This window comes from Cryptosporangium arvum DSM 44712 (assembly GCF_000585375.1).
In the GTDB taxonomy this organism is placed as follows: domain Bacteria; phylum Actinomycetota; class Actinomycetes; order Mycobacteriales; family Cryptosporangiaceae; genus Cryptosporangium; species Cryptosporangium arvum.
On sequence record NZ_KK073874.1, the window covers coordinates 8,778,589 to 8,798,049 of the forward strand.

Consider the following 19,461-nt stretch of genomic DNA (forward strand, 5'->3'; position numbering starts at 1 on the left):
CAGACTCTGATGAACTGACGCCTAAGGTACGCCCATGGCCGCAGCTGCGAAGAAGCCCCTCCCGGGGCGGCGAGCCGAGTACGCCGCCGCCACCCGACTGGCCATCGAGGAGGCCGCCCGGGACCTGTTCGTCGAGAACGGCTTCGAGAAGACCACCGTCGACGCGATCGCGCGGCGGGCACGCGTCGCGCCGGCGACCGTCTACGCGGTCACCGGCGGAAAACAAGGGCTCCTGAAGACGCTCATCGAGTCGCGGATCACGGCGCCCGACGTCGCCGAGGACTACGCCCGGATCGAGTCCCAGCCCGACGCGGACTCCTTGCTCCGGTTCGTCGTCCGGGTCACCCGCGAGCGGTTCGAGCGCTCCTCGCCGCTGATGCGCGTGATCATCGCCACCGCACCGCACCACGCGAACGCGGCCGAAGCGCTGGCGATGGCCCACGCCTCACTGCGCGGCGCCCTCGAACTCGCGGCCCGGCGGCTGGCCGACCTCGGCGCGCTCCGCCCCGGGATCGACGTCGACGAAGCGACCGGGCGCCTGTGGTTCCACGTCTGCAACGCTTCGTACTTCACGTTGGTCGACGACAACGGCTGGCCGCTGGACAAGGCCGAGCGGTACCTCCACGAGTCGCTGCGTGCCGCACTGCTCACGCGCTGAGCTGATCCTCGACCTGCGGCCGGGTGGAGCCCCAGCGCCGCAGCAGCTCCGGCTTCGAGATCGACCACTCCTTGACCTGGCCCCATTCGATGCGCACCGCGGGCCGGTCCTCGTCCAGGCACCGGTGGTACCTGGGCATCTGACGACCGAAGTCAGCCTCGAACTTGGCCCGCAGATCGTCCTCGCTGCGGCCGTACATCCGGATCGGATAAGTCGCCTCGTCGATCGTGAGACTGACGCCGAATTCGACCGGAGGGCGGGTGCCAGAAGCCATGGAGGCAGGATACGTACACGCGTTCGAAAAAGTCGAGACTTCGGCCCGATTTCCGCCCCGTGTTCGCGACCCGTCTCGACCGTCGTCGTCGTGGCTCGAGTGCTACTCGTAGAGGACCGAGTTCCCGGACTGGAGCCGCGCCCATGACGAACGCCGTTTCCCTCACCACGACGAACCTGCCCGCGATCGCGGCGTCCGGACGCGTCGACGTCCCGCAGTACGACCGGCAGGGTCTGACGGCAGGCATCGTGCACCTCGGGGTGGGCGCCTTCCACCGTGCGCACCAGGCGATGGCCGTGGATCGGCTGCTCACCGCCGGGCTCGGCCGGGAGTTCGCGATCTGCGGGATCGGTGTCCTGCCGTCGGACCGGCGGATGGCCGACGTGCTGACCAGCCAGGACGGCCTGTACACGCTGCTGCTCAAGCACGCGGACGGCCGCCGCGAGGCGCGGGTGATCGGCAGCATCGTCGACTACGTCTTCGCGCCCGACGATCCGGCCGCGGCGATCGAGCGCATGGCCCGGCCCGAGGTCACGATCGTCTCGCTCACCGTCACCGAAGGGGGGTACTTCGTCGACCAGGTGACCGGCGAGTTCCTCGCGGACGACCCCGGTATCCGCCACGACCTGGCCCACCGGCAGGCCCCGGCGACGATCTTCGGCTACCTGGTGGCCGCTCTGAAGCTCCGCCGGGACCGCGGCGTGCCGGCGTTCACGGTGATGTCGTGCGACAACGTCCAGGGCAACGGGCACCTCACCGGGCGGATGCTCACGGCCTACGCGCGGCTCGCCGACGCCGAGTTCGCCGACTGGCTGCAGTCGTCGGTGCGCTTCCCCAACTCGATGGTCGACCGCATCGCGCCGGTCATCACCGACGCCGACCGCACGGAGACCGTGACGCGATTCGGTGTGCGCGACGGCTGGCCGGTGGTGGCCGAACCGTTCTTCCAGTGGGTGCTCGAAGACGACTTCGGCGCGGGCCGGCCGCCCTGGGAGCACGCCGGTGTCCAGCTGGTGCCCGACGTCGAACCGTACGAGCTGATGAAGCTGCGGCTGCTGAACGCCGGTCACCAGGCCCTGTGCTACTTCGGTTACCTCGCCGGCCACCGGTACACCCACGAGGCCGCGCAGGATCCCGCGATCGCCGCGTTCCTGACCCGCTACCTCGAGGAGGCGACCCCCACGCTTCGCCCGGTCGCCGGCATCGACCTGGCCGACTACAAGCGCACGCTCGTCGAGCGGTTCTCCAATCCGGAGGTGCGCGACACGCTCGCCCGCCTCGGCACCGACACCAGCGACCGGATCCCCAAGTTCGTGCTGCCCGCCGTGCGTGAGAACCTCGCCGCCGGTCGGCCCGTCACGCTGGCGGCCGCCGTCTGCGCGAGCTGGGCCCGCTACGCCGAGGGCGTCGACGAACAAGGCGCCCCCATCGACGTGGTGGACCGCCTGGCCGAGCGCCTCACCGCGTCCGCACGCCGATACGCCGACGACCCGGTCGCCTTCCTGCGCGACCCGCAGCTCTTCGGTGACCTCGTGACCGAACCGGCGTTCCGGACGCCGTACCTCGCCGCCCTCGACTCCCTGTACCGCCACGGCGCCGCCGCCACCCTGACCGACCTCGGGCACGACGACCACCCGACGTCCTAGGGAAGCGTCTCGGTGAGTCCGATGGCCGTCGACCGGAGCAGCAGCCGCAGCCGGGGCCGGAAGTCCAGAGCCACGTGCCCCCACTCCGGCACCTGCTCGTACAGCGCGGCAAGCGTCGGCGTGGGGTGCGACACCTGCCAGAAGCTGGCCGCGAACGCGAGCGTGGCGGCCAGCAGGGCCTGGATCTGCTGGACCGTCATGCTGCTCGACCGCTCCAGCACGCCCACGATCTCGTCGTACGCCGCGAACGAGTTCGTCTTGTACTGACGGGCCCGCTCGATGTCGACGTCACCTTCCAGGCTCAGCGTGACGTGCGTCAGGAGGTCGCAGAACACCGGCAACGAGGCGATCGTGTCGGCCAGCACGGTCGCGACGTCCCGGGGGGCCAGCTCGCGGCGCTCGCCGACCGCGTCGGTGATCGCGGCGCTCCACTGGCGCCAGCCCCGTTCGGCCAGTTCGAGGAGGAGCTCCTCCTTGCTGGCGTAGTAGCGCCGAACGCCGGTGCGGTGCAGGCCGGCCCTCTCGGTGACCGGCGCCAGCGTCACGAACCGGACGCCACCCCGCTCGAGCGCGATCGCTTCCGCCGCCACCAGCAGGTCCTCGGAGCGGCGCAGCTTGTCGTCGGTCGATCGGGCCCGCTGACGCATGCCTCCACAATAACGCACCTTGCGATGCGCTAACTCCCATGCCTATGCTCCCGGTAGATAACGCATCACGGCGTGCGTTAAATCCGAAGGGACCCCGCAGTGAGTACTCGCGACTTCGCCATCAAGCTGGCCGGTCGGCTCGGGCAGCGGATGCTCGCGCTTCCGCCCGCCCGCACCCGTGACGTGACCGTCGAGCGGGACATCCCGATCGAGGTCGCGGACGGCGTGACGCTGCTCGCCGACCACTGGGCGCCCGCCGCTCCCGCTGACCCCCACCTGCCGACCGTGCTCGTGCGCACCGCCTACGGGCCGGGCGGCCCGCTGGGCTGGCTGTACGGACGCGCGATCGCCGAGCGCGGCCTGCACGTGCTGATGGTGCGCAGCCGCGGCACGTTCGGCTCCGGCGGCGAGTTCCTGGCCATGCGTCACGAGCGCGAGGACGGCCTGGCCACCATGCGCTGGCTGGCCGATCGGCCGTGGGCCACCGGCGGTGTGGTGCTGGCCGGCTCGAGCTACTTCGGCTACACCGCCTGGACCCTTGCCGCCGATGCGCCGGTGCAGGTCAAAGCGATGGTTCCGCACATCACCTCGTCGCGGCTGGCGCTGACCCTGCTACGTCCCGGCCGCTTCGAACTCGACACGCTGACCAACTGGGTGTGGAACACCGCGACGCAGGAACGGCCACGCGCCTTGCTGCGGTCGATGCTGGGCCTGGACCGCAAGCGCGTCGCCGCGGCGATGAACACCCTGCCCCTGGTGGACGTGGACAAAGCGCTGCTCGGCCACGAGTCGCCGTTCTTCCAGGAGACGCTGCGCTACGACCAGAACGATCCGTACTGGAAGGACGAGGACCACAGCGGCACGGTCGCCGACGTCACGGTCCCGGTCAGCTCGGTCACCGGTTGGTACGACATCTTCCTGACCGACCAGTTACGCGACTTCCAGGCCCTGGCCGCCGCCGGCCGTCACCCGCGTCTGACCGTCGGACCGTGGTGGCACGCCGACCCGGCGGGCATGGGGGCCGCGATCGAGCAGGTGGTCGACTGGGGTGCCACCCTGGCGCGCGGCGAGCAGCCGGCCGACCGGGCCCCGGTGCGGCTGTTCGTGATGGGCACGAACCAGTGGCGGGACTTCGACCAGTGGCCGCCGGCCGGCTACCCGCAGCAGCGCTGGCACCTGCGCTCCGCAGGCGCGCTGGAGCGCGGCGCGAACCCCGCCTCCGCTCCGACCACCTTCACGTACGACCCGAACGACCCGACCCCGGCGCTGGGCGGACCGAAGCTGGACGCCGACGGGCCCGGGCCCAAGGACAACCGGCCGCTGGAGAAACGCGCCGACGTGCTGACTTTCACCTCGCCGGTGCTCGAGGCCGAGCTGGAGGTCGTCGGCGAGGTCGAGGCGCAGGTGTGGCTCCGTGCCGACCGCCCCGGCTGCGACCTCTTCGTCCGGCTCTGCGACGTCGACGAGCGCGGCCGGTCCGTCAACGTCTGCGACGACCTGGTCACGGTCCGGCCCGACGGCGACACCGAGGTCACCGTCCAGTTGTCACCCACCGCGTACGTGTTCCGGCGTGGCCACCGCCTGCGTGTCCAGGTGTCGGCCGGCGCGTTTCCCCGCTTCGCCCGCAACCTCGGCGGCGGCGAGCCCGTCGCGACCGCCACGACGGCCCACGTCACCACGATCGAAATCCTGCACGACGACGTCCACCCCTCCGCCGTGCTGCTGCCGGCGAAGTCCCCGATCGGCGCGGAGCGGCCGGCTGCGACGATCCGGACCCGCGAGGCTCAGCCCTGAGGCAACCGCTCGATCAAGCGCTCCGTCTGCTCGTAGCGGGCCGCCACGGACGATGCCGAGCGTGCCTCAGGCGACGACGATGACTGTTTTGCCTCGTAGCTTGCCGTTGGCGGCCTCGTCGTGGACGGCCGCCAGGTCGTGCAGGGGGCGGCGGTCGACGACGTGGAGCTTGAGGCGTCCGGCGTCGATCCGGGCGACCAGGTCGGCCAGTCCGGAGCCGCTCGGGGCGACCCACACGCTCGCGCTGCGCACCGAGCGGCTCTCGTCGGCCGGCACCGGCCCGGCGGAGCTGACCACGATGCCGCCGTCGGCCACGTACGGGGTCAGTCCGGCCAGGTCGTCCGGCGCCAGCCGGACGTGGTTGATCACCACGTCGAAGGGGCCGCCGACGGACGCGGGACCGGCCTCGAGGTCCAGCGGACCGACGACGTTCCGCGCACCGTAGCCGCGCAGACGGTCGGCGTGCTCGGGCGAGTCGACCGCGGTGACCTCCGCCCCGGCGTCGGCCGCGAGCTGGACGACGATGCTGCCCACGGCACCACCCGCGCCGTTCACCAGCACGGTCTGACCGGACCTGATCCCGGCGAGCTCGACCGCGGCCTGGCGGGCGGCCAGACCGGTCAGCGGCAGCGCGGCGGCGTCGGCCAGCGCGATGCTCTGCGGAGCGGCCGCGATCAGGTCCGCCGCGACCAGCGCGTACTCGGCCGCTCCGCCGTGCGCGTCGAGCGGGAGCATCGCGACGATCGGGTCACCGACCCGCAGCCCGCTCACCCCCGCGCCGAGCTCGGCGACGGTGCCGGCCAGGTCCAGGCCGGGCGTGATCGGTAACGGCGTGGGGATGGCTCCGGCGAGCACACCGAGCCGGATGTGGTCGTCGACGGGGTTGAACGACGTGGCCACGACCTTCACCAGCACCTGGCCGGGGCCGGGTACCGGACGGTCGACGTCCTCCTGGCGCAGGACCTCGACGTGGCCGAACTCGTGGTACCGAACTGCCTTCATGCCAACTCCTGAGACGCCTTGACTTGCCTGGGCAACTCCCAAGCTAACCCTCTGGACTTGCCTGGGCAAGTGAGATCGGGCGCTGGACCGAACCGGCGAAGTAGGCTGCGCGCCATGACCGGCTCGCCCCGTTGGCTCGACGACGAACAGCAGAAGGTCTGGCAGGACCTCCTCACCGTGGTGATCGCGCTGCCCACGCTGCTCGATCGCCAACTGGAGCGAGACGCGGGCATCTCGAACTTCGAATACAGCGTGCTGGCGCGGCTCTCGATGACCGACGCGCTCACCATGCGCCTCAGCGAACTGGCCGAGGACTGCAACTGCACGCTGCCGCGGCTGTCAAAAGTGATGGTCCGCTTCGAACGACGCGATTGGGTCACCCGCTATCCCGACCCCGACAACGGCCGATACACCTTGGCGACGCTCACCGAGGCCGGCCTGCGCAAAGTCGTGGACAGCGCACCGGGCCACGTCGAACGGGTCCGGGAATTGGTGTTCGATCCGCTCAGCGGCGCTCAGCAACGCCACCTCGGCGCCGGACTCGCGCGCCTGGCCGCCACGGTGCGCGACCAACTCGGCGACCGCTGAAGCGTCAATTCAGCACCTCGATCGGGGCGACGCTCACCCGGTTCCGCTCGTCCGCCCTGGCCCGGTACAACGATTCGTCGGCGACGAACGTGAACTGTTGGGGCGTCCGGGCGTTGTCCGGGCGTCGTCGAGCGCGATCGGGCGTCGCAGATCGATTTCCGAATGCGTTCGGCGACAGCGTGCAGGTGCTCGGGATCGGTGGGCGTCAAGACGGCGGCGAACTCTTCCCCGCCGTAGCGGGCGACCACGTCACCGAGGCGAACCACATCCGCGAGATTTCCTTGAGCACGGCGTCGCCGGCCGGCCCGTTCGGCACCGGCCATGGCGATCGCGAGCGCTTCGTCGAAGAATCGACGCGTGTGCCCACCGGCGGGCTCCAGCCCAGCGATCCGAAGCACACGAACAGCGCCGGGAGCAGCGCGCCATGAGCACGAAGCACAATGGCGTCCAGAAGTGCCGCGCCGCGCGCAGCTTGCCCATCGAAGGTCTCCCGGTTCGACCGTACGGAGCGCCCCGGTCCGCCGGGTTCCAGATCGGTACCGTGGGCTCCGTGCCATTGCTCTTCTCCTACGGGACGCTTCGCGATCCCGGCGTCCAGCAGGCCACGTTCGGTCGCGAACTGACCGGTGAGCCCGACGCCCTGCTCGGGTACCGCCTCACCCGGGTCGAGATCACCGACCCGCACGTCCTGGCGGTCAGCGGCCAGACCCATCACCCCATGCTGACGCCCAGCGCGAACCCCGCCGACACCGTCGACGGAGCGGCGCTGGAGGTCACCGAGGCCGACCTGCTCCGCGCCGACGAGTACGAGGTCGACGACTACCGTCGCGTGCAGGCACCCCTCACCAGCGGCCGCACGGCCTGGGTCTACGTGGAGGCCTGATCGCGGGCGGCTTCGACGGTGGCGGGCTGGTGCGGGCGGCGATCCGCCCGGTGGCGGGCACCGAGCAGGTCGCGCGCTTCTTCGCCGAACGCTCGCCCTCCGAGCTTCGATTCCTCGAACGGACCGTCAACGGTCAGCCGGGGTTGGTGGCGATGGTCGTGGCGCTCCTCGGAACCGCGAGGACGGTCGGGTCCAGATCGGCGGTCTGGTGTCCGTTGTGTTCGCTGGTGGCCACCGGCTGTGCCTCGGTGACCGCGGTGTCGGCCGGGGTCACCCGGTCGAAAAAGCGCAGCAGCTCGACCGGGAACGGCATCACCAGCGTGCTGTTCTTCTCCGCGGCGACGTCGACCACGGTCTGCAGCAGCCGCAGCTGGAGCGCCCCTGGCGTCGCATCCATCGCCCGAGCCGCCTGCGCCAGCTTCGCCGAAGCCTGGAACTCACCATCGGCAGCGATGACCCGCGCGCGGCGCTCCCGCTCGGCTTCGGCCTGTCGCGACATCGAACGCTTCATGCCTTCGGGCAGCGACACGTCCTTGACCTCGACACGCTCGATGTGCAGGCCCCACGGACCTTCGGTCGGAGCGTCGATGACCTGCTTGAGCTCATCGTTGATCTGCTCCCGGTCGGACAGCAACGTGTCCAGATCGGCCCGGCCGATCACCGAACGCAGCGACGTCTGCGCGACCTGGGACACCGCCAGTGCGTAATTCTGGACATTGATGACGGCCTTGACCGGATCGATCACCCGGTAGTAAACGACCGCGTCGACGACCAGCGTCACGTTGTCGCGGGTGATCGCGCCCTGCGGCGGGATACCCACCACCACGGTCTGCATCGTCACCTTGATCATGCGATCGGCCAACGGAACGATGAAATGCAGTCCGGGCTCTCGCAGCTCGGGAAGCAACCGCCCGAAACGCAGCACCACGCCCTTTTCGAACTGCTGGACCAGGCGCACGCCGGTGACCAGCAGGAGAAGCACCACGACCAGGACGACGACCAGGGCCACGACGACCAGCGTCATGACCCGACACCGGAAACGAGTAAGAAGCAAAGATTACGGACCGACCTCATGCCGGTACATCCGTTCTCGACCGCAACGGTCGAAGAGGATCCTCACCCGGGAACGGCACCGGCCAGAACGCCGATGTGCGACTTGCCCTCAGGCAATTGCGACTCTACTCCGCGCCGACGGTGGTCAGCCGGCTCGGCGATCGTGACCGGACCGACGAGAGGTCGAGCGCGCGTAGCCTGGAGAGACCAGGAGCATCTCGCGCATCGGCGGTCAGCCGGATGCCGCTCTCGGTGTATTCCGACATCGGTCGCCCGGCGACCCGAGACGGTGCCACGACATGACAATTCTCGCGTCCACGACACCTCGGCAGCGAAGCCCGCACGACCTGGCCCTCATCGACGCGTACTGGCGGGCGGCGAACTACCTGTCGGTCGGTCAGATCTATCTGATGGACAACCCACTCCTCCGAGAGCCGCTGAGCGTCGACGACGTCAAGCCGCGCCTGCTGGGGCACTGGGGCACGACCCCCGGTCTGAACCTGCTGTACGCGCACATGAATCGGGTCATCAACGAGCGCGCCCTGAACGCGTTGTACGTCACCGGCCCGGGGCACGGCGGTCCGGGCCTGGTGGCCAACGCGTACCTGGAAGGCACCTACAGCGAGGTCTACTCCGCGATCGGCCAGGACGAGGAGGGTATGCGGGCGCTGTTCCGGCAATTCTCGTTCCCCGGCGGCATCCCCAGCCATGTGGCGCCCGAGACACCGGGGTCGATCCACGAGGGTGGTGAACTCGGCTACGCCTTGGTGCACGCGTACGGTGCCGCATTCGACAACCCGGACCTGCTGGTGCTCTGCGTCGTCGGGGACGGCGAGGCCGAGACCGGTCCGCTGGCCGCCAGCTGGCATTCGAACAAGTTCCTCAACCCGGTCACCGACGGTGCGGTGCTGCCCGTGCTGCACCTCAACGGCTACAAGATCGCCAACCCGACGGTGCTGGCCCGGATACCCGAGGACGAACTGGCCGCCCTGATGCGCGGCTACGGCCACCGGCCCTACTTCGTCACCGGGGACGACCCCCTCGCGGTCCACCAGCAACTCGCGGAAACCCTTGACGCGGTCGTGGACGAAATCGGGACCATCCAGCAGGAAGCCAGGGAGGCCACCGGGAAGCGGCGGACATCACTGCGGGCGGCCTGGCCGATGATCGTGCTGCGCACCCCGAAAGGCTGGACCGGACCCAAGGAGGTCGACGGGCTCCCGGTCGAGGGAACCTTCCGCTCTCATCAGGTGCCGTTGTCCGAGACCCGCACCAACGTGACCCACCGCGTGCAGTTGGAGCAGTGGATGCGCAGCTACCGCCCGGAGGAACTGTTCGACCCCACCGGACGGCTGGTTCCCGAACTGCAGGCGCTCGCCCCCAAGGGTGTCCGCCGGATGAGCGCGAACCCGCACGCCAACGGCGGCCGCCTGCTCCGCGATCTGGTCATGCCGCCCTTCCGCGACTACGCCGTAGGCGTCGAACAACCAGGGCTCGAGTCCAGCTCGGCCACCGGCGTGCTCGGCGGGTTCTTGCGCGACATCATCACGGCCAACCCTGACCGGTTCCGGCTGTTCGGTCCGGACGAGACCGCCTCCAACCGGCTCTCGGCGGTGTTCGAGAAGACCGACCGCGCCTGGGACGCCGAGGTGGTGCCCGGTGACGATCACCTCTCCGCCGACGGCCGGGTGATGGAGGTGCTCTCCGAGCACCTGTGTCAGGGCTGGCTCGAGGGCTATCTGCTCACCGGCCGGCACGGGATGTTCAGCTGCTACGAGGCGTTCATCCACATCGTCGATTCGATGTTCAACCAGCACGCCAAGTGGCTCAAGACCACCCGGCACATTCCGTGGCGCGCACCGATCGCGTCGCTCAACTATCTGTTGTCCTCGCACGTCTGGCGACAGGACAACAACGGGCTCTCCCACCAGGACCCGGGATTCATCGACCACGTGGTGAACAAGAAGGCCGACACCGTTCGGGTCTACCTGCCGCCGGACGCCAACACGTTGCTGTCGGTGGCCGACCACTGCCTGCGCAGCAGGCATTACGTCAACGTGATCGTGGCCGGCAAACAGCCTGCGCTGAACTACCTGAACATCGACGAGGCCGTCGCGCACTGCGCCCGCGGACTGGGAATCTGGAAGTGGGCCAGTAGCACCGACGGAGAACCGGACGTCGTTCTCGCCTGCGCAGGCGACGTCCCCACGCTCGAAGCCGTCGCGGCTGCGGCCGTGCTCCGCAAGCGCCTCCCGGAGTTGCGCGTCCGGGTGGTCAACGTCGTCGATCTGATGCGCCTCCAGCCGGACACCGAGCATCCGCACGGGTTGTCCGACCGCGATTTTGATGCGCTGTTCACGTCCGACAAACCGGTGGTGTTCGCCTACCACGGCTACCCGTCGCTGATCCACCGGCTCACCTACAGCCGCGCCAACCACCACAACTTCCACGTTCGGGGCTACAAGGAAGAGGGCACCACGACGACCCCATTCGACATGGTGATGCTCAACGATCTCGACCGGTACCGACTGGTCATGGACGTCATCGACCGGGTCCCGTCATTGGGCAGCCGCGCCGCCATGCTGCGCCAGCAGATGGCCGACGCCCGCCTGGCCGCCCGCGCCCATACCCGCGACCACGGTGAGGACGACCCCGCGGTCGCCAACTGGACCTGGACCACCTAGGAATCCCGCCAGCGGCCTCGGCGCCCACCACGGACAGCTGGGCGCCCCGAGCCGCGTCCAGAGTGCTGGCCGAACCTCTCCGTTCCGGGCGCGAGGAGGCCGTGCGTCACCAGAGTGATCCAGAGAATCTGGGCCGGGAGCAGCGGCAGCGGCATACCCGAGAGCGGCTCGAGAAGCATGACCGCGATTTCGGCGGTGCCACCGGCGAATGCGTAGCGGACGAAGCGTCGAATGTTTCACCGGTGCGCTCACGGGCCCGAGCACCTCCTGACCTGCCGCTACTGGTCTACCGTTCGGAATGCGTCGAACCAACTCGGCGATGAGGCACGTCGGAGGCGGCTGCGGTGTCGGCCACGGAGTCGTGCGCCGCGCTCGCGTCACCGCGTCCGCGAGGTGAATCGCGACCGTCGGGCGTACGTCTCCACCTGAATGCACCCCCTGCCGCGAAGGACTCCGATGTCGCTGGAAAAGAAGTCCCCGCCCCCGCACGGACTCACCGCCCGCACGCTGGGCGACTGGCAAGGCCTGCTGATCGCGACCCGACCGGCCGCCACCTTCACTCCGACGCTGGTCGCGGAGCACCCGGAACCGGTGCGCCGCTGGCTGACGCACGCCATCGAACCGGGAACCCCGCTTCTGACCTCGGTCGAGATCCGCACCACAGGACAGATCCGGCTCCGCGGATGGCGGCCCTTCAGCGCGACACAGCGGCTCTCACCGGACGGCGGATACGTATGGGCAGCGACCGCACGGGTGTTAGGACCTCCGGTGGTCGGGTTCGACCGCTACACCCGCGGCACCGGTGAGATGCGCTGGCGGCTCTTCGACGCCGTCCCCGTGGTCCAGGGCACGGGGGCGGACATCACCCGTAGCGCCTCCGACCGGCACGCCTGTGAGCTGCTGTGGGCAGCACCGGCCGCGGCCCTGAGCTCGCACGTCAGCTGGCAGCCGCTCGACGCCGACCGGGCCGTCGCCCGGATCGGACGCGTCGCCGGGGCCCACGGGGCGCACGAAACCCATGAGGTGACGGTGACGGTTGACACGGAAGGGACGTTGACCGACCTGGTCATGTCCCGATGGGGTAAACCGGGCCGCGCACCCTTCGCCTCACATCCTTTCGGCGCCACGCTGAGCGGCGAGATCAGCGACGCTGGATTCACCATTCCGCGCACCGCGTCCGCCGGCTGGTTCCACGGCACCGACCAACAGGACTCCGGCGAATTCGTCCGATACACCGTCGAGAGCCTCCGCTACCGCTGACGGCACCCGCGGCGGCCACCGGCGCGTCCGAATTCACGGCGGCGCCGTTCGCACGAACGAATAGCGCGTGCAGCCGGGGTCGGATCGGTTCATCCGTACCTGGGACGGCCGACGCCCACCGGACGTGCTGCCCCAGATCTCGGTAGCCAGACGTGGCACCGCTGCGTTTCGGGTCGAGCGACAACAGAGTGGTCGGTCGGCTTCTTGACGGGCTCGTGCAACTGTGGCTCGGTCCGTCGCGACTTCTTGACCTCCGGACCGGCGCTCTCGCCGATCCAGGGAGGTACGACGGTCAGGACCGTAGCGTCCGCTCGTCCGGTGCGTGTGGATGCGCACCTCGACCCACACTTGTCACGTTCACCGGCCGATATCCGCGGCCGCTGTTCGACTCCAACCTCGGCGTGCTGCGCTGGAGTTGGCGAGTGACCTTCTACGCCTACAGCGCACTGGGCACCGACCGGTATCCTCCGTTCACCCTGGCCGAGGCGCCCGACTATCCGGCACAGCCCCGGCTCGGGCACCGGCGCTGGCGCTGGGCTTCGTCGCCGCCCGCGCTCTGGAGGGCCACCATCATCTCCGGTGTCGCCGTCGTGATGTCGATGGTGATCCTGCGAGAGGCCGGCGCCGGGCCAGAACCAGCGCCAGTGACGCGGACGGCCACGCAGACCGACCGCTCCGACGAACACGACGCTCAGCGCGACCACCGTGTCCACCAGCGAGCGTCGCCAGGACCAGGGTGGCCGAGCGCGGACAGCGAGATCAGCTTCGCTGGCTTGGGCGCGCGGCAGGGGCCGACCACTGCCCGATGACCAGTCATCCGGAAGTGCACGCCAGGTACGTGTGGTGGTCGCTATTGGAAATCAGCAGCTGTATCCGAGCTCGGGATGAGGAACCTGATAGATCGACATCCGATCGAGGAATGGACCGGCCGCACTAAAAGACCTTCGGTGGACGTAACTGAAAGCGAGTCGAACGGGACTTTAGTGCGCAGCGGCGCTTTCCAGCCCGACTCGAAGCTCCGGAAAGAAGCCAACCCATAACCCCGTAATCGCCCCCGAAGGCACCGACATCGCATGATCGGTTGGGCTTTCCACGGCCGGCAGTCCGGGTCGATCGCTCCGGGCTCGACCGGGCTCCTGCGCGGGACAAGGACCGTGTCGAGCGCAGCCCGGCACCGACGGAGTGCTCGAGCCGCGCGAAGGTGCACAGTAGACACCGCCGCCTACGATCGCCCCCACTCAACCGAGTAGGCCCCTCACCGTCGGGCGCTGGGCCGTATCTCCGGAGACATGGGGAAGAGAAGAAATTGAAGCTACCTCGGCGCTGGCTCACGCGAACTTCCGTGGTCCTCACAGTGCTCGGAGCCGCCCTGTTGGGTGTGGCCCAGTCACCTGCGACAGCGGCCACGCTCGGCCCTTACCAGATCTTCCCGGCGTCTCCCGATCCGGTCAAATGCCTGGACGTTCCCGACGGTACGACGGCTAACGGCGCGAGCATCATCATCTACACCTGCGACCGGTTGAAAGAAAACCAGCAGTGGTACTTCGACGAGGTGTCGACCGGAGTCTGGGAAATACGCAACCGGGAAACCGACAAGTGCATGGTGGTGAAGGGCGCTTCGACTGCCTCCGGCGCGGCGATCATTCAATACACCTGTAACGGATCCACCAACTCGAGGTGGCGCACGGACTACGTACGGCCAGCCGGAGGCGGCCTCGGCTGGTACAAGATCCGCAACGCGAAGAGCAACCTCTGCATCGCGGTGAAGGGCGCCGGGACTGCCAACAAGACCACCCTCGTCCAATATGCCTGCAACGGGACGCTCAACGGGCAGTTCACCTGGAACTACCCCTTCCCGTAAACCCGCTGTTCTGCCGGCGGCCGTTCCGTTGTGGACGGCCGCTCGGCAGCGGTCGGTCACCGCGCCCAGCCGTCAGGCCACGAATCATGCCGGCCTGACGGTTGTCGGCGGGGAACGTCGCGTCCCGGGCCTCCGCTCCAGGCCCTGCCCCTACCTCAGCCCTGGTCGGACCCCGCCGACGCGGCGTCCGCGTCGGCCACTTCCTGGGTGACGGCCCAGCTGGCGAGCATCTTCAGCCCGTCGGCGGCCGGGGTGCCCGCGGCCGCCGTGTAGATGTTGAGCGTCAGTTCCGGCTCGGAGGGCAGCTGCACTCGCTCTGTGTGGAGAGCTCACCGACCAGTTCGATCAGGGCCCGGGCGTGCGGTCCGGCACGGCCGGATCCGGATAGACGAATCGCGTGGTGTTCGGCGGCGGCCGCGGGTCGGCGAGGACCGGTCGAGCACCTGCTGCACGGTCGGCCGGACGCTACTCGGCGGAGTGCGGCGGGGACGAGCGGCCGGGCCGGCCGCCTTGGCCAACGCGAACAGGTGTTCGTGCTCGGCCTCGTCCAGCCGGAGAGCCGCGCGACCGCGTCGAGAACGCGGTCGGAGGCGCCGGAAAGGTTCCCGCGCTCCATCCGGACGTAGTAGTCGATGGAGACCCCGGCCAGGAGCGCGACCTCTTCCCGGCGCAGGCCTTTGCCCGGCGGTGGCCGCCGTAGGCGGGTAGCCCGGCCTGTTGCGGGGTGAGTCGCGCTCGCCGCGAGGACAGGAACTCCGAGGCCCTCCCTCTCCGCGGCGGCGTCACCAGCACCACCACGGTGATCGGCGACGGCGCCGTCGGCCTCCTCGCCGTGCTCTCGGCCAAACAGCTCGGCGCCGAGCAGACTGTCCTGATGGGGCGCCACAAGACCCGCACCGACCTCGGCCGCGAATTCGGCGCCACCGACGTCGTCGAAGAGCGCGGCGACGAAGGCATCGAGCGCGTCCGTGAGCTCACCGGCGGCGACGGCACCCACGTCGTCATCGAAGCCGTCGGCCACCGCCCCGGCGGCACGATCAGCCGCGTCGGCGTCCCCCCAGTACGAGGACGCCCCGATCGGATTCGGCAGCCTGTTCGGGAGGAACATCACCCTCACCGGCGGCCCCGCTCCGGTGCGCGCCGGCTCGGCGTCCCCAGGAACGGCGTCCCAAAGGAAAGTAGGAACGATGGAATTCATCAAGCCGCAGTCCAGCAGCAAGGCCCCGGCCGACTGGTTCACCGGCGACGTCTGGTGGGACGTCGTCGTCGCCGGTCAGGAACCCTCGCGGATGCGCGCCAACCTGGTCCGGTTCTCCCCCGGCGCCCGCACCAACTGGCACACCCACGCGCTCGGCCAGACCCTGCACGTCGTCTCCGGCGTCGCGCTGATCGGCACCCGTGACGGGACGGTCTTCGAGGCCCACCCCGGCGAGACCGTCACCTGCCCGCCCGGCGAGGAGCACTGGCACGGCGCGGCACCCGACCGGTTCATGGAGCACCTCGCACTCTGGGAAGGCGACGCCACCACCTGGGCCGAGCCGGTCACCGACGACCACTACAACGCCGCTCGCACCACCAGCCGCTGAGGAGACCGACCATGGAACTGCGGTGGGTCAGGCATTCGCCAGGAGAGCCAGCGCCGCTGGCTAGGCGATTCACAGCCAGCCGTTGCGCCGGAAGAGCACGTACAAGGTGACGCAGACCGCGGCGATGACCGCGAGGACCCCGAAGTAGCCGTACTCCCACCGCAACTCCGGCATGTTGTCGAAATTCATCCCGTAGAGACCGGCGATCGCGGTCGGCGCCAGACCGATGGCCGCCCACGCCGAGATCTTGCGCATGTCCTCGTTCTGGCGGGCGGTGACCTCGTTCTGCTTCAACGCCAGCTCGCTCTGCCGGACGCTCAAGCGGCTCAGATCGGCTTGGAGGATGTCGCTGAGCAACCGGTCGTGCGCCTCGATCGCGTCGATGGTCCGCAGCACGTGGTCGTGGACGTCCCGGAAATTCTCCGAGAGCGCCTCGTCCACTCCTGGCACCGTTCCCCCGGCCAGCCGCTGTAGTGGCGCGTTCAGCGGCACAGCAGCCCGGCGGAACTCCGCGATCTCCCGCTTGAGCTTGTAGATGCGTTCCCCGTGATCGGTGTCGCGGTCTCCGAACACCTGCGCCTCGATGTCGTCGACATCGACGTTGATCCGTTCCAGCGCCTCTTCGTACCCATCGACGACCAGGTCAGCGGCTCGGTACAGCACGCCGGCCGGGCCATAGGCAGCCAGCGGGCCGTCGGGTTGGTTGAGCTCGGAGCGCACCTGGCTCAGGACACCACTCTCACCGTGACGAACAGTGACGAGGAAATGCGGACCGAGGAACAGCGCGAGCTCCGCGGTCTCCAGCACCTCGTCGTGGTTGACGTAGCGGACCGGCTTGAGGACGGCGAACAGCACGTCGCCGTACTGCTCGAGTTTGGGCCGCTGATGGGCCACCACGGCGTCTTCGACGGCCAGCGGCGGGAGCGAGAGCTCCTCGGCGAGCGTGGCGATGTCCTCGTCGGTGGGCTGCTGCAACCCGATCCACACGAAGCCTTCGGTCTGCGACGCCACGTCCCCCACCAGAGGAAAGGGAACCGGTCGGCCCTGACGCCGCCCGTTCTCGTAGAGAGCGCAATCACCGATCACCGCATCGATCGCCCGCGAACCGTCGGCAGCCGGCTGGGAACCGACCGGTCGCGGTGCGCCGGAGGGGGACTGCTTTTCGCTCGTGACCCTCACCTCATTCTCTCGGTCGATCGCCGTGACCCTATGCGTAACGGTCACCTGGGGTCGATGAATAGCCAGGTCGCGGTGCAGGGACCACGGGATGGTCGGCCGCAGCAACGTACTGGCCGGAGCCGGACCCGCACGCTCGACGACTACCGGACTGCCCGATCCGGGCAGGCCCGCGCCGCAGTGCCCGCTTCAGGTGACGCGGAAGACCGGCCAGCCGATCTGGGTGCGCCAGGCGGCGGGATCGCGCGTGTCACGCGGACCGACGAGGTAGACCTCCCGCACCGGCCCGGCCACCGACATCGCGTTCTGAACCACCCAGGTCCCGAGTTCGCCGTAGGTGACCTCGACCCCGTTGTGCTCGCCGACGTGAGTCGTGACGGCCAGCTCGGCAGCCGGCAGCGTCACGGGGTGCACGCGTCCGGTGCGGGGTGGAGCGCTCGTCGGCAGGTATACCAGCGCGTGACCTCGTTCCTGTTCGAACAGGGCGTTGTCGTAGGTGCCGCCTGGCGGTCCGGCCACGGTGTCGCCGACGGCTGCCTCCAGCTCGGCCATCGCGCCGGCGAACCAGGCCTCGATGTCAGAACTCTTGACCACGGCCTCCACTGCCGCGACCGTCCGGGCCGGCTCGGCACGCAACTCCACGTGGATCGGCGCTGGATCAGGCTCGAGCAGACGACGTAGCGACACGACCGCGGCTCGGGTGCGGTCGAGCACGTCTTCGAGGCGTTGCAGGTGCTCTGCCACGAGGGCCGCCCGGACCCCGGGGTCGGGGGTGCGCAGGATCCGCTGCACGTCACTCAGCGGGACGTCGAGTTCGCGGAGCCGGTGGATGACCTGCGCGATCGGGATCTGGTCGACGCTGTAGTAGCGGTAATTGGTGGCCTGGTCGACGACGGCGGGTTCGAGCAGCGCGGCGTCGTGGTAACGACGCAGGGTCCGCACGCTCAAGTGGGTCAGACTCGAGAACTCCCCGATGGTCAGCACCCGCGCAGTCTGAACCCTCCCCCGGGGAGAGAGTCCAACGCTTGACCCTCCCGGCGCGTCAGGCCGCACGGTGCATTCATGACACAGTCCGAGCAGCTCCCGACCATCGTGCGTGATTTCCTCGCCGCGCACATCGTCCACGACGCCGACACCGCCTCGAAGTTCCTCGCCGAGGACGTGGTGGCCATCGACCAGGGTGAGACCTTCCGCGGGCACGACCAGGTCCACGCGTTCATACGCGACGCCGGATCCGAGTTCCAGTACACCACCGAGCAGACCGGCGCTCGCCGCGTCGACGACACCCATTACGTCGCGACCCTGCGGCTGGAAGGCACGTTCCCCGGCGGCACCGCCGAGCTCGACTACCGGTTCACGCTGCGTGACGACCTCATCGCGGAGATCGTCATCGCCAACCACGAAGCCTGACCAGACCCGGCCACATCATCTGCAGAGGAGAAGTAGAGCACCATGTCTGGTTCGGATCGCGACCGTCTCGACGGTCGCCGGGCACTGGTCACGGGCGGATCGAAGGGCTCAGGCAAGGCCGTAGTCGAGAGACTCCGGGAAATGGGCGCCGACGTGTACGCGACGGCCCGAACGATGCCCAAGGGCTACGAGCACCCTGACCGGTTCATCGAGGCGGACACGTCAACGATCGACGGCGCCAACGCCGTCGCCGCCCGAATCTCCGAGGGCGGCGCACTGGACATCCTGGTGCACGTCGTCGGAGGGTCGTCGACGCCACCCGGCGGCTTCGCGGTCATCACCGAAGAGCAGTGGCTCACCGAGTTGAACCTCAACTTCCTGGGAGCGGTACGACTCGACCGAGCGCTTCTCCCGGCGATGATCGAGTCCGGGTCGGCGACGGTGCTGCACTTCACCTCGATCCAGCGCGAAATGCCTCTACACGACGCGACCCTGGCGTACGCAGCCGCGAAGAGCGCGCTGCGCACCTACAGCAAGGGACTTGCCAACGAGCTCGCGCCGCGCGGCATACGGGTCAACGCGATCAGCCCCGGCGGGATAGCGACCGAGGCCACCGAGAACTTCGTGGATCTGCTCGCCGAGGGCAACGGACTCACCCGTGAGGAAGCCAGGCAGACGATCTACGACTCCCTCGGGGGAGTACCGCTGGGACGATTCGCGACCACCGAGGAGATCGCCGACCTGGTCGGGTTCCTGGTCTCGGATCGCGCCTCGGCGATCGTCGGCGCGGAGTACGTCATCGACGGCGGGACCGTCCCGACCATCTGAGCCAGCAACGAACTCCGCACCGCCACTTCCGCAACGGTTCGATCCGGCGCCACAGCTGACCACCGAGTCGGTGGCGCCGGATCGCCCCGGGGGCGCGATCCCGGCGGCCAT

Annotated in this window: 19 protein-coding genes and 4 pseudogenes; 14 read left to right on the forward strand and 9 right to left on the reverse strand. The window is 69.2% G+C overall.

What is annotated here, in order from left to right; genetic code table 11:
• Positions 1–34 precede the first annotated feature (34 nt).
• Positions 35–658: a TetR/AcrR family transcriptional regulator gene (locus tag CRYAR_RS40060; RefSeq protein ID WP_035858637.1), complete on the forward strand. Its 624-nt coding sequence runs from the start codon at positions 35–37 to the stop codon at positions 656–658.
• Here CRYAR_RS40060 and CRYAR_RS40065 read toward each other — a convergent pair.
• On the reverse strand, positions 648–932 hold the full coding sequence (locus CRYAR_RS40065) for a hypothetical protein (protein WP_035858639.1): 285 nt from the start codon (positions 930–932) through the stop codon (positions 648–650). The two genes, CRYAR_RS40060 and CRYAR_RS40065, sit on opposite strands and share 11 nt — an antisense overlap.
• Positions 933–1,075: 143 nt before the next feature.
• Between CRYAR_RS40065 and CRYAR_RS40070 the strand changes: the two genes are divergently transcribed.
• Positions 1,076–2,578, forward strand: coding sequence for a mannitol dehydrogenase family protein (locus CRYAR_RS40070; protein ID WP_035858641.1), 1,503 nt, complete (start codon positions 1,076–1,078; stop codon positions 2,576–2,578).
• On the opposite strand, the gene CRYAR_RS40075 is transcribed toward CRYAR_RS40070, so the two are convergent.
• A complete protein-coding gene (locus tag CRYAR_RS40075) occupies positions 2,575–3,225 on the reverse strand; it encodes a TetR/AcrR family transcriptional regulator (protein WP_211247874.1) in 651 nt (216 codons plus the stop codon). The genes CRYAR_RS40070 and CRYAR_RS40075 overlap by 4 nt on opposite strands.
• Before the next feature lie 99 nt (positions 3,226–3,324).
• Between CRYAR_RS40075 and CRYAR_RS40080 the strand changes: the two genes are divergently transcribed.
• Positions 3,325–5,019 carry a CocE/NonD family hydrolase gene (locus CRYAR_RS40080; RefSeq protein ID WP_211247875.1) on the forward strand — a complete coding sequence of 565 codons (1,695 nt, stop codon included), beginning with the start codon at positions 3,325–3,327 and terminating at the stop codon, positions 5,017–5,019.
• Positions 5,020–5,085: 66 nt separating this feature from the next.
• Here CRYAR_RS40080 and CRYAR_RS40085 read toward each other — a convergent pair whose 3' ends face one another.
• The gene (locus CRYAR_RS40085; RefSeq protein ID WP_035858642.1) at positions 5,086–6,021 is read right to left on the reverse strand and encodes an NADP-dependent oxidoreductase; all 936 of its coding nucleotides are present in this window, start codon (positions 6,019–6,021) and stop codon (positions 5,086–5,088) included.
• 114 nt (positions 6,022–6,135) lie between these two features.
• Between CRYAR_RS40085 and CRYAR_RS40090 the strand changes: the two genes are divergently transcribed.
• Positions 6,136–6,609 (forward strand): MarR family winged helix-turn-helix transcriptional regulator, encoded by a 474-nt coding sequence (locus CRYAR_RS40090; protein WP_035858644.1) that lies wholly within the window; start codon positions 6,136–6,138, stop codon positions 6,607–6,609.
• Here the strand turns inward: CRYAR_RS40090 and CRYAR_RS51110 are convergent.
• Entirely contained in the window at positions 6,537–6,875 is a 339-nt protein-coding gene (locus tag CRYAR_RS51110; protein ID WP_342673891.1) for a diguanylate cyclase domain-containing protein, read from the reverse strand. The two genes, CRYAR_RS40090 and CRYAR_RS51110, sit on opposite strands and share 73 nt — an antisense overlap.
• Between CRYAR_RS51110 and CRYAR_RS49995 the strand changes: the two genes are divergently transcribed.
• Both CRYAR_RS49995 and CRYAR_RS40100 read left to right on the forward strand, forming a co-directional pair.
• Positions 6,789–7,037: a hypothetical protein gene (locus tag CRYAR_RS49995; RefSeq protein WP_035858646.1), complete on the forward strand. Its 249-nt coding sequence runs from the start codon at positions 6,789–6,791 to the stop codon at positions 7,035–7,037. The two genes, CRYAR_RS51110 and CRYAR_RS49995, sit on opposite strands and share 87 nt — an antisense overlap.
• A gap of 122 nt (positions 7,038–7,159) precedes the next feature.
• Positions 7,160–7,492 carry a gamma-glutamylcyclotransferase family protein gene (locus tag CRYAR_RS40100; protein WP_169744971.1) on the forward strand — a complete coding sequence of 111 codons (333 nt, stop codon included), beginning with the start codon at positions 7,160–7,162 and terminating at the stop codon, positions 7,490–7,492.
• Between the two features lie 133 nt (positions 7,493–7,625).
• Here the strand turns inward: CRYAR_RS40100 and CRYAR_RS40105 are convergent, their stop codons facing one another.
• The gene (locus CRYAR_RS40105) at positions 7,626–8,516 is read right to left on the reverse strand and encodes an SPFH domain-containing protein (protein ID WP_084701586.1); all 891 of its coding nucleotides are present in this window, start codon (positions 8,514–8,516) and stop codon (positions 7,626–7,628) included.
• Between the two features lie 328 nt (positions 8,517–8,844).
• Between CRYAR_RS40105 and CRYAR_RS40110 the strand changes: the two genes are divergently transcribed.
• Complete coding sequence (locus CRYAR_RS40110) at positions 8,845–11,229, forward strand: phosphoketolase family protein (protein WP_035858651.1); 2,385 nt, start codon at positions 8,845–8,847, stop codon at positions 11,227–11,229.
• A 23-nt stretch (positions 11,230–11,252) separates the two neighbouring features.
• Here the strand turns inward: CRYAR_RS40110 and CRYAR_RS51415 are convergent.
• A pseudogene (locus CRYAR_RS51415) lies at positions 11,253–11,465 on the reverse strand (hypothetical protein); the annotation flags it as partial.
• Between the two features lie 220 nt (positions 11,466–11,685).
• On the opposite strand from CRYAR_RS51415, the gene CRYAR_RS51120 reads away from it, so the two are divergent.
• The 3 genes and pseudogenes from CRYAR_RS51120 to CRYAR_RS40125 all read left to right on the forward strand — a co-directional run bounded on the left by CRYAR_RS51120 (position 11,686) and on the right by CRYAR_RS40125 (position 14,350).
• Positions 11,686–12,489 carry a DUF6544 family protein gene (locus tag CRYAR_RS51120; protein WP_051571659.1) on the forward strand — a complete coding sequence of 268 codons (804 nt, stop codon included), beginning with the start codon at positions 11,686–11,688 and terminating at the stop codon, positions 12,487–12,489.
• Positions 12,490–12,839: 350 nt separating this feature from the next.
• Positions 12,840–12,992: pseudogene (locus CRYAR_RS51125) on the forward strand (DUF4389 domain-containing protein); the annotation flags it as partial.
• A gap of 839 nt (positions 12,993–13,831) precedes the next feature.
• Complete coding sequence (locus CRYAR_RS40125) at positions 13,832–14,350, forward strand: RICIN domain-containing protein (protein ID WP_035858653.1); 519 nt, start codon at positions 13,832–13,834, stop codon at positions 14,348–14,350.
• 155 nt (positions 14,351–14,505) lie between these two features.
• Here the strand turns inward: CRYAR_RS40125 and CRYAR_RS51130 are convergent.
• Positions 14,506–15,139, reverse strand: a pseudogene (locus CRYAR_RS51130) (helix-turn-helix domain-containing protein).
• Here CRYAR_RS51130 and CRYAR_RS51135 point away from each other — a divergent pair.
• Both CRYAR_RS51135 and CRYAR_RS40135 read left to right on the forward strand, forming a co-directional pair.
• Positions 15,120–15,531 (forward strand): annotated as a pseudogene (locus CRYAR_RS51135) (zinc-binding dehydrogenase); the annotation flags it as partial. The pseudogenes CRYAR_RS51130 and CRYAR_RS51135 sit on opposite strands and share 20 nt — an antisense overlap.
• Before the next feature lie 6 nt (positions 15,532–15,537).
• Positions 15,538–15,936 (forward strand): (R)-mandelonitrile lyase, encoded by a 399-nt coding sequence (locus tag CRYAR_RS40135; protein ID WP_035858654.1) that lies wholly within the window; start codon positions 15,538–15,540, stop codon positions 15,934–15,936.
• Between the two features lie 69 nt (positions 15,937–16,005).
• Here CRYAR_RS40135 and CRYAR_RS40140 read toward each other — a convergent pair whose 3' ends face one another.
• Positions 16,006–16,947 (reverse strand): magnesium and cobalt transport protein CorA, encoded by a 942-nt coding sequence (locus tag CRYAR_RS40140; protein WP_211247879.1) that lies wholly within the window; start codon positions 16,945–16,947, stop codon positions 16,006–16,008.
• A gap of 354 nt (positions 16,948–17,301) precedes the next feature.
• Positions 17,302–18,096: a MerR family transcriptional regulator gene (locus CRYAR_RS40145; protein WP_035858658.1), complete on the reverse strand. Its 795-nt coding sequence runs from the start codon at positions 18,094–18,096 to the stop codon at positions 17,302–17,304.
• 78 nt (positions 18,097–18,174) lie between these two features.
• Here CRYAR_RS40145 and CRYAR_RS40150 point away from each other — a divergent pair, with 78 nt between their 5' ends.
• Both CRYAR_RS40150 and CRYAR_RS40155 read left to right on the forward strand, forming a co-directional pair.
• Entirely contained in the window at positions 18,175–18,522 is a 348-nt protein-coding gene (locus CRYAR_RS40150; protein WP_035858660.1) for a nuclear transport factor 2 family protein, read from the forward strand.
• 42 nt (positions 18,523–18,564) lie between these two features.
• On the forward strand, positions 18,565–19,350 hold the full coding sequence (locus tag CRYAR_RS40155) for an SDR family oxidoreductase (protein ID WP_084701592.1): 786 nt from the start codon (positions 18,565–18,567) through the stop codon (positions 19,348–19,350).
• Positions 19,351–19,461 lie beyond the last annotated feature (111 nt).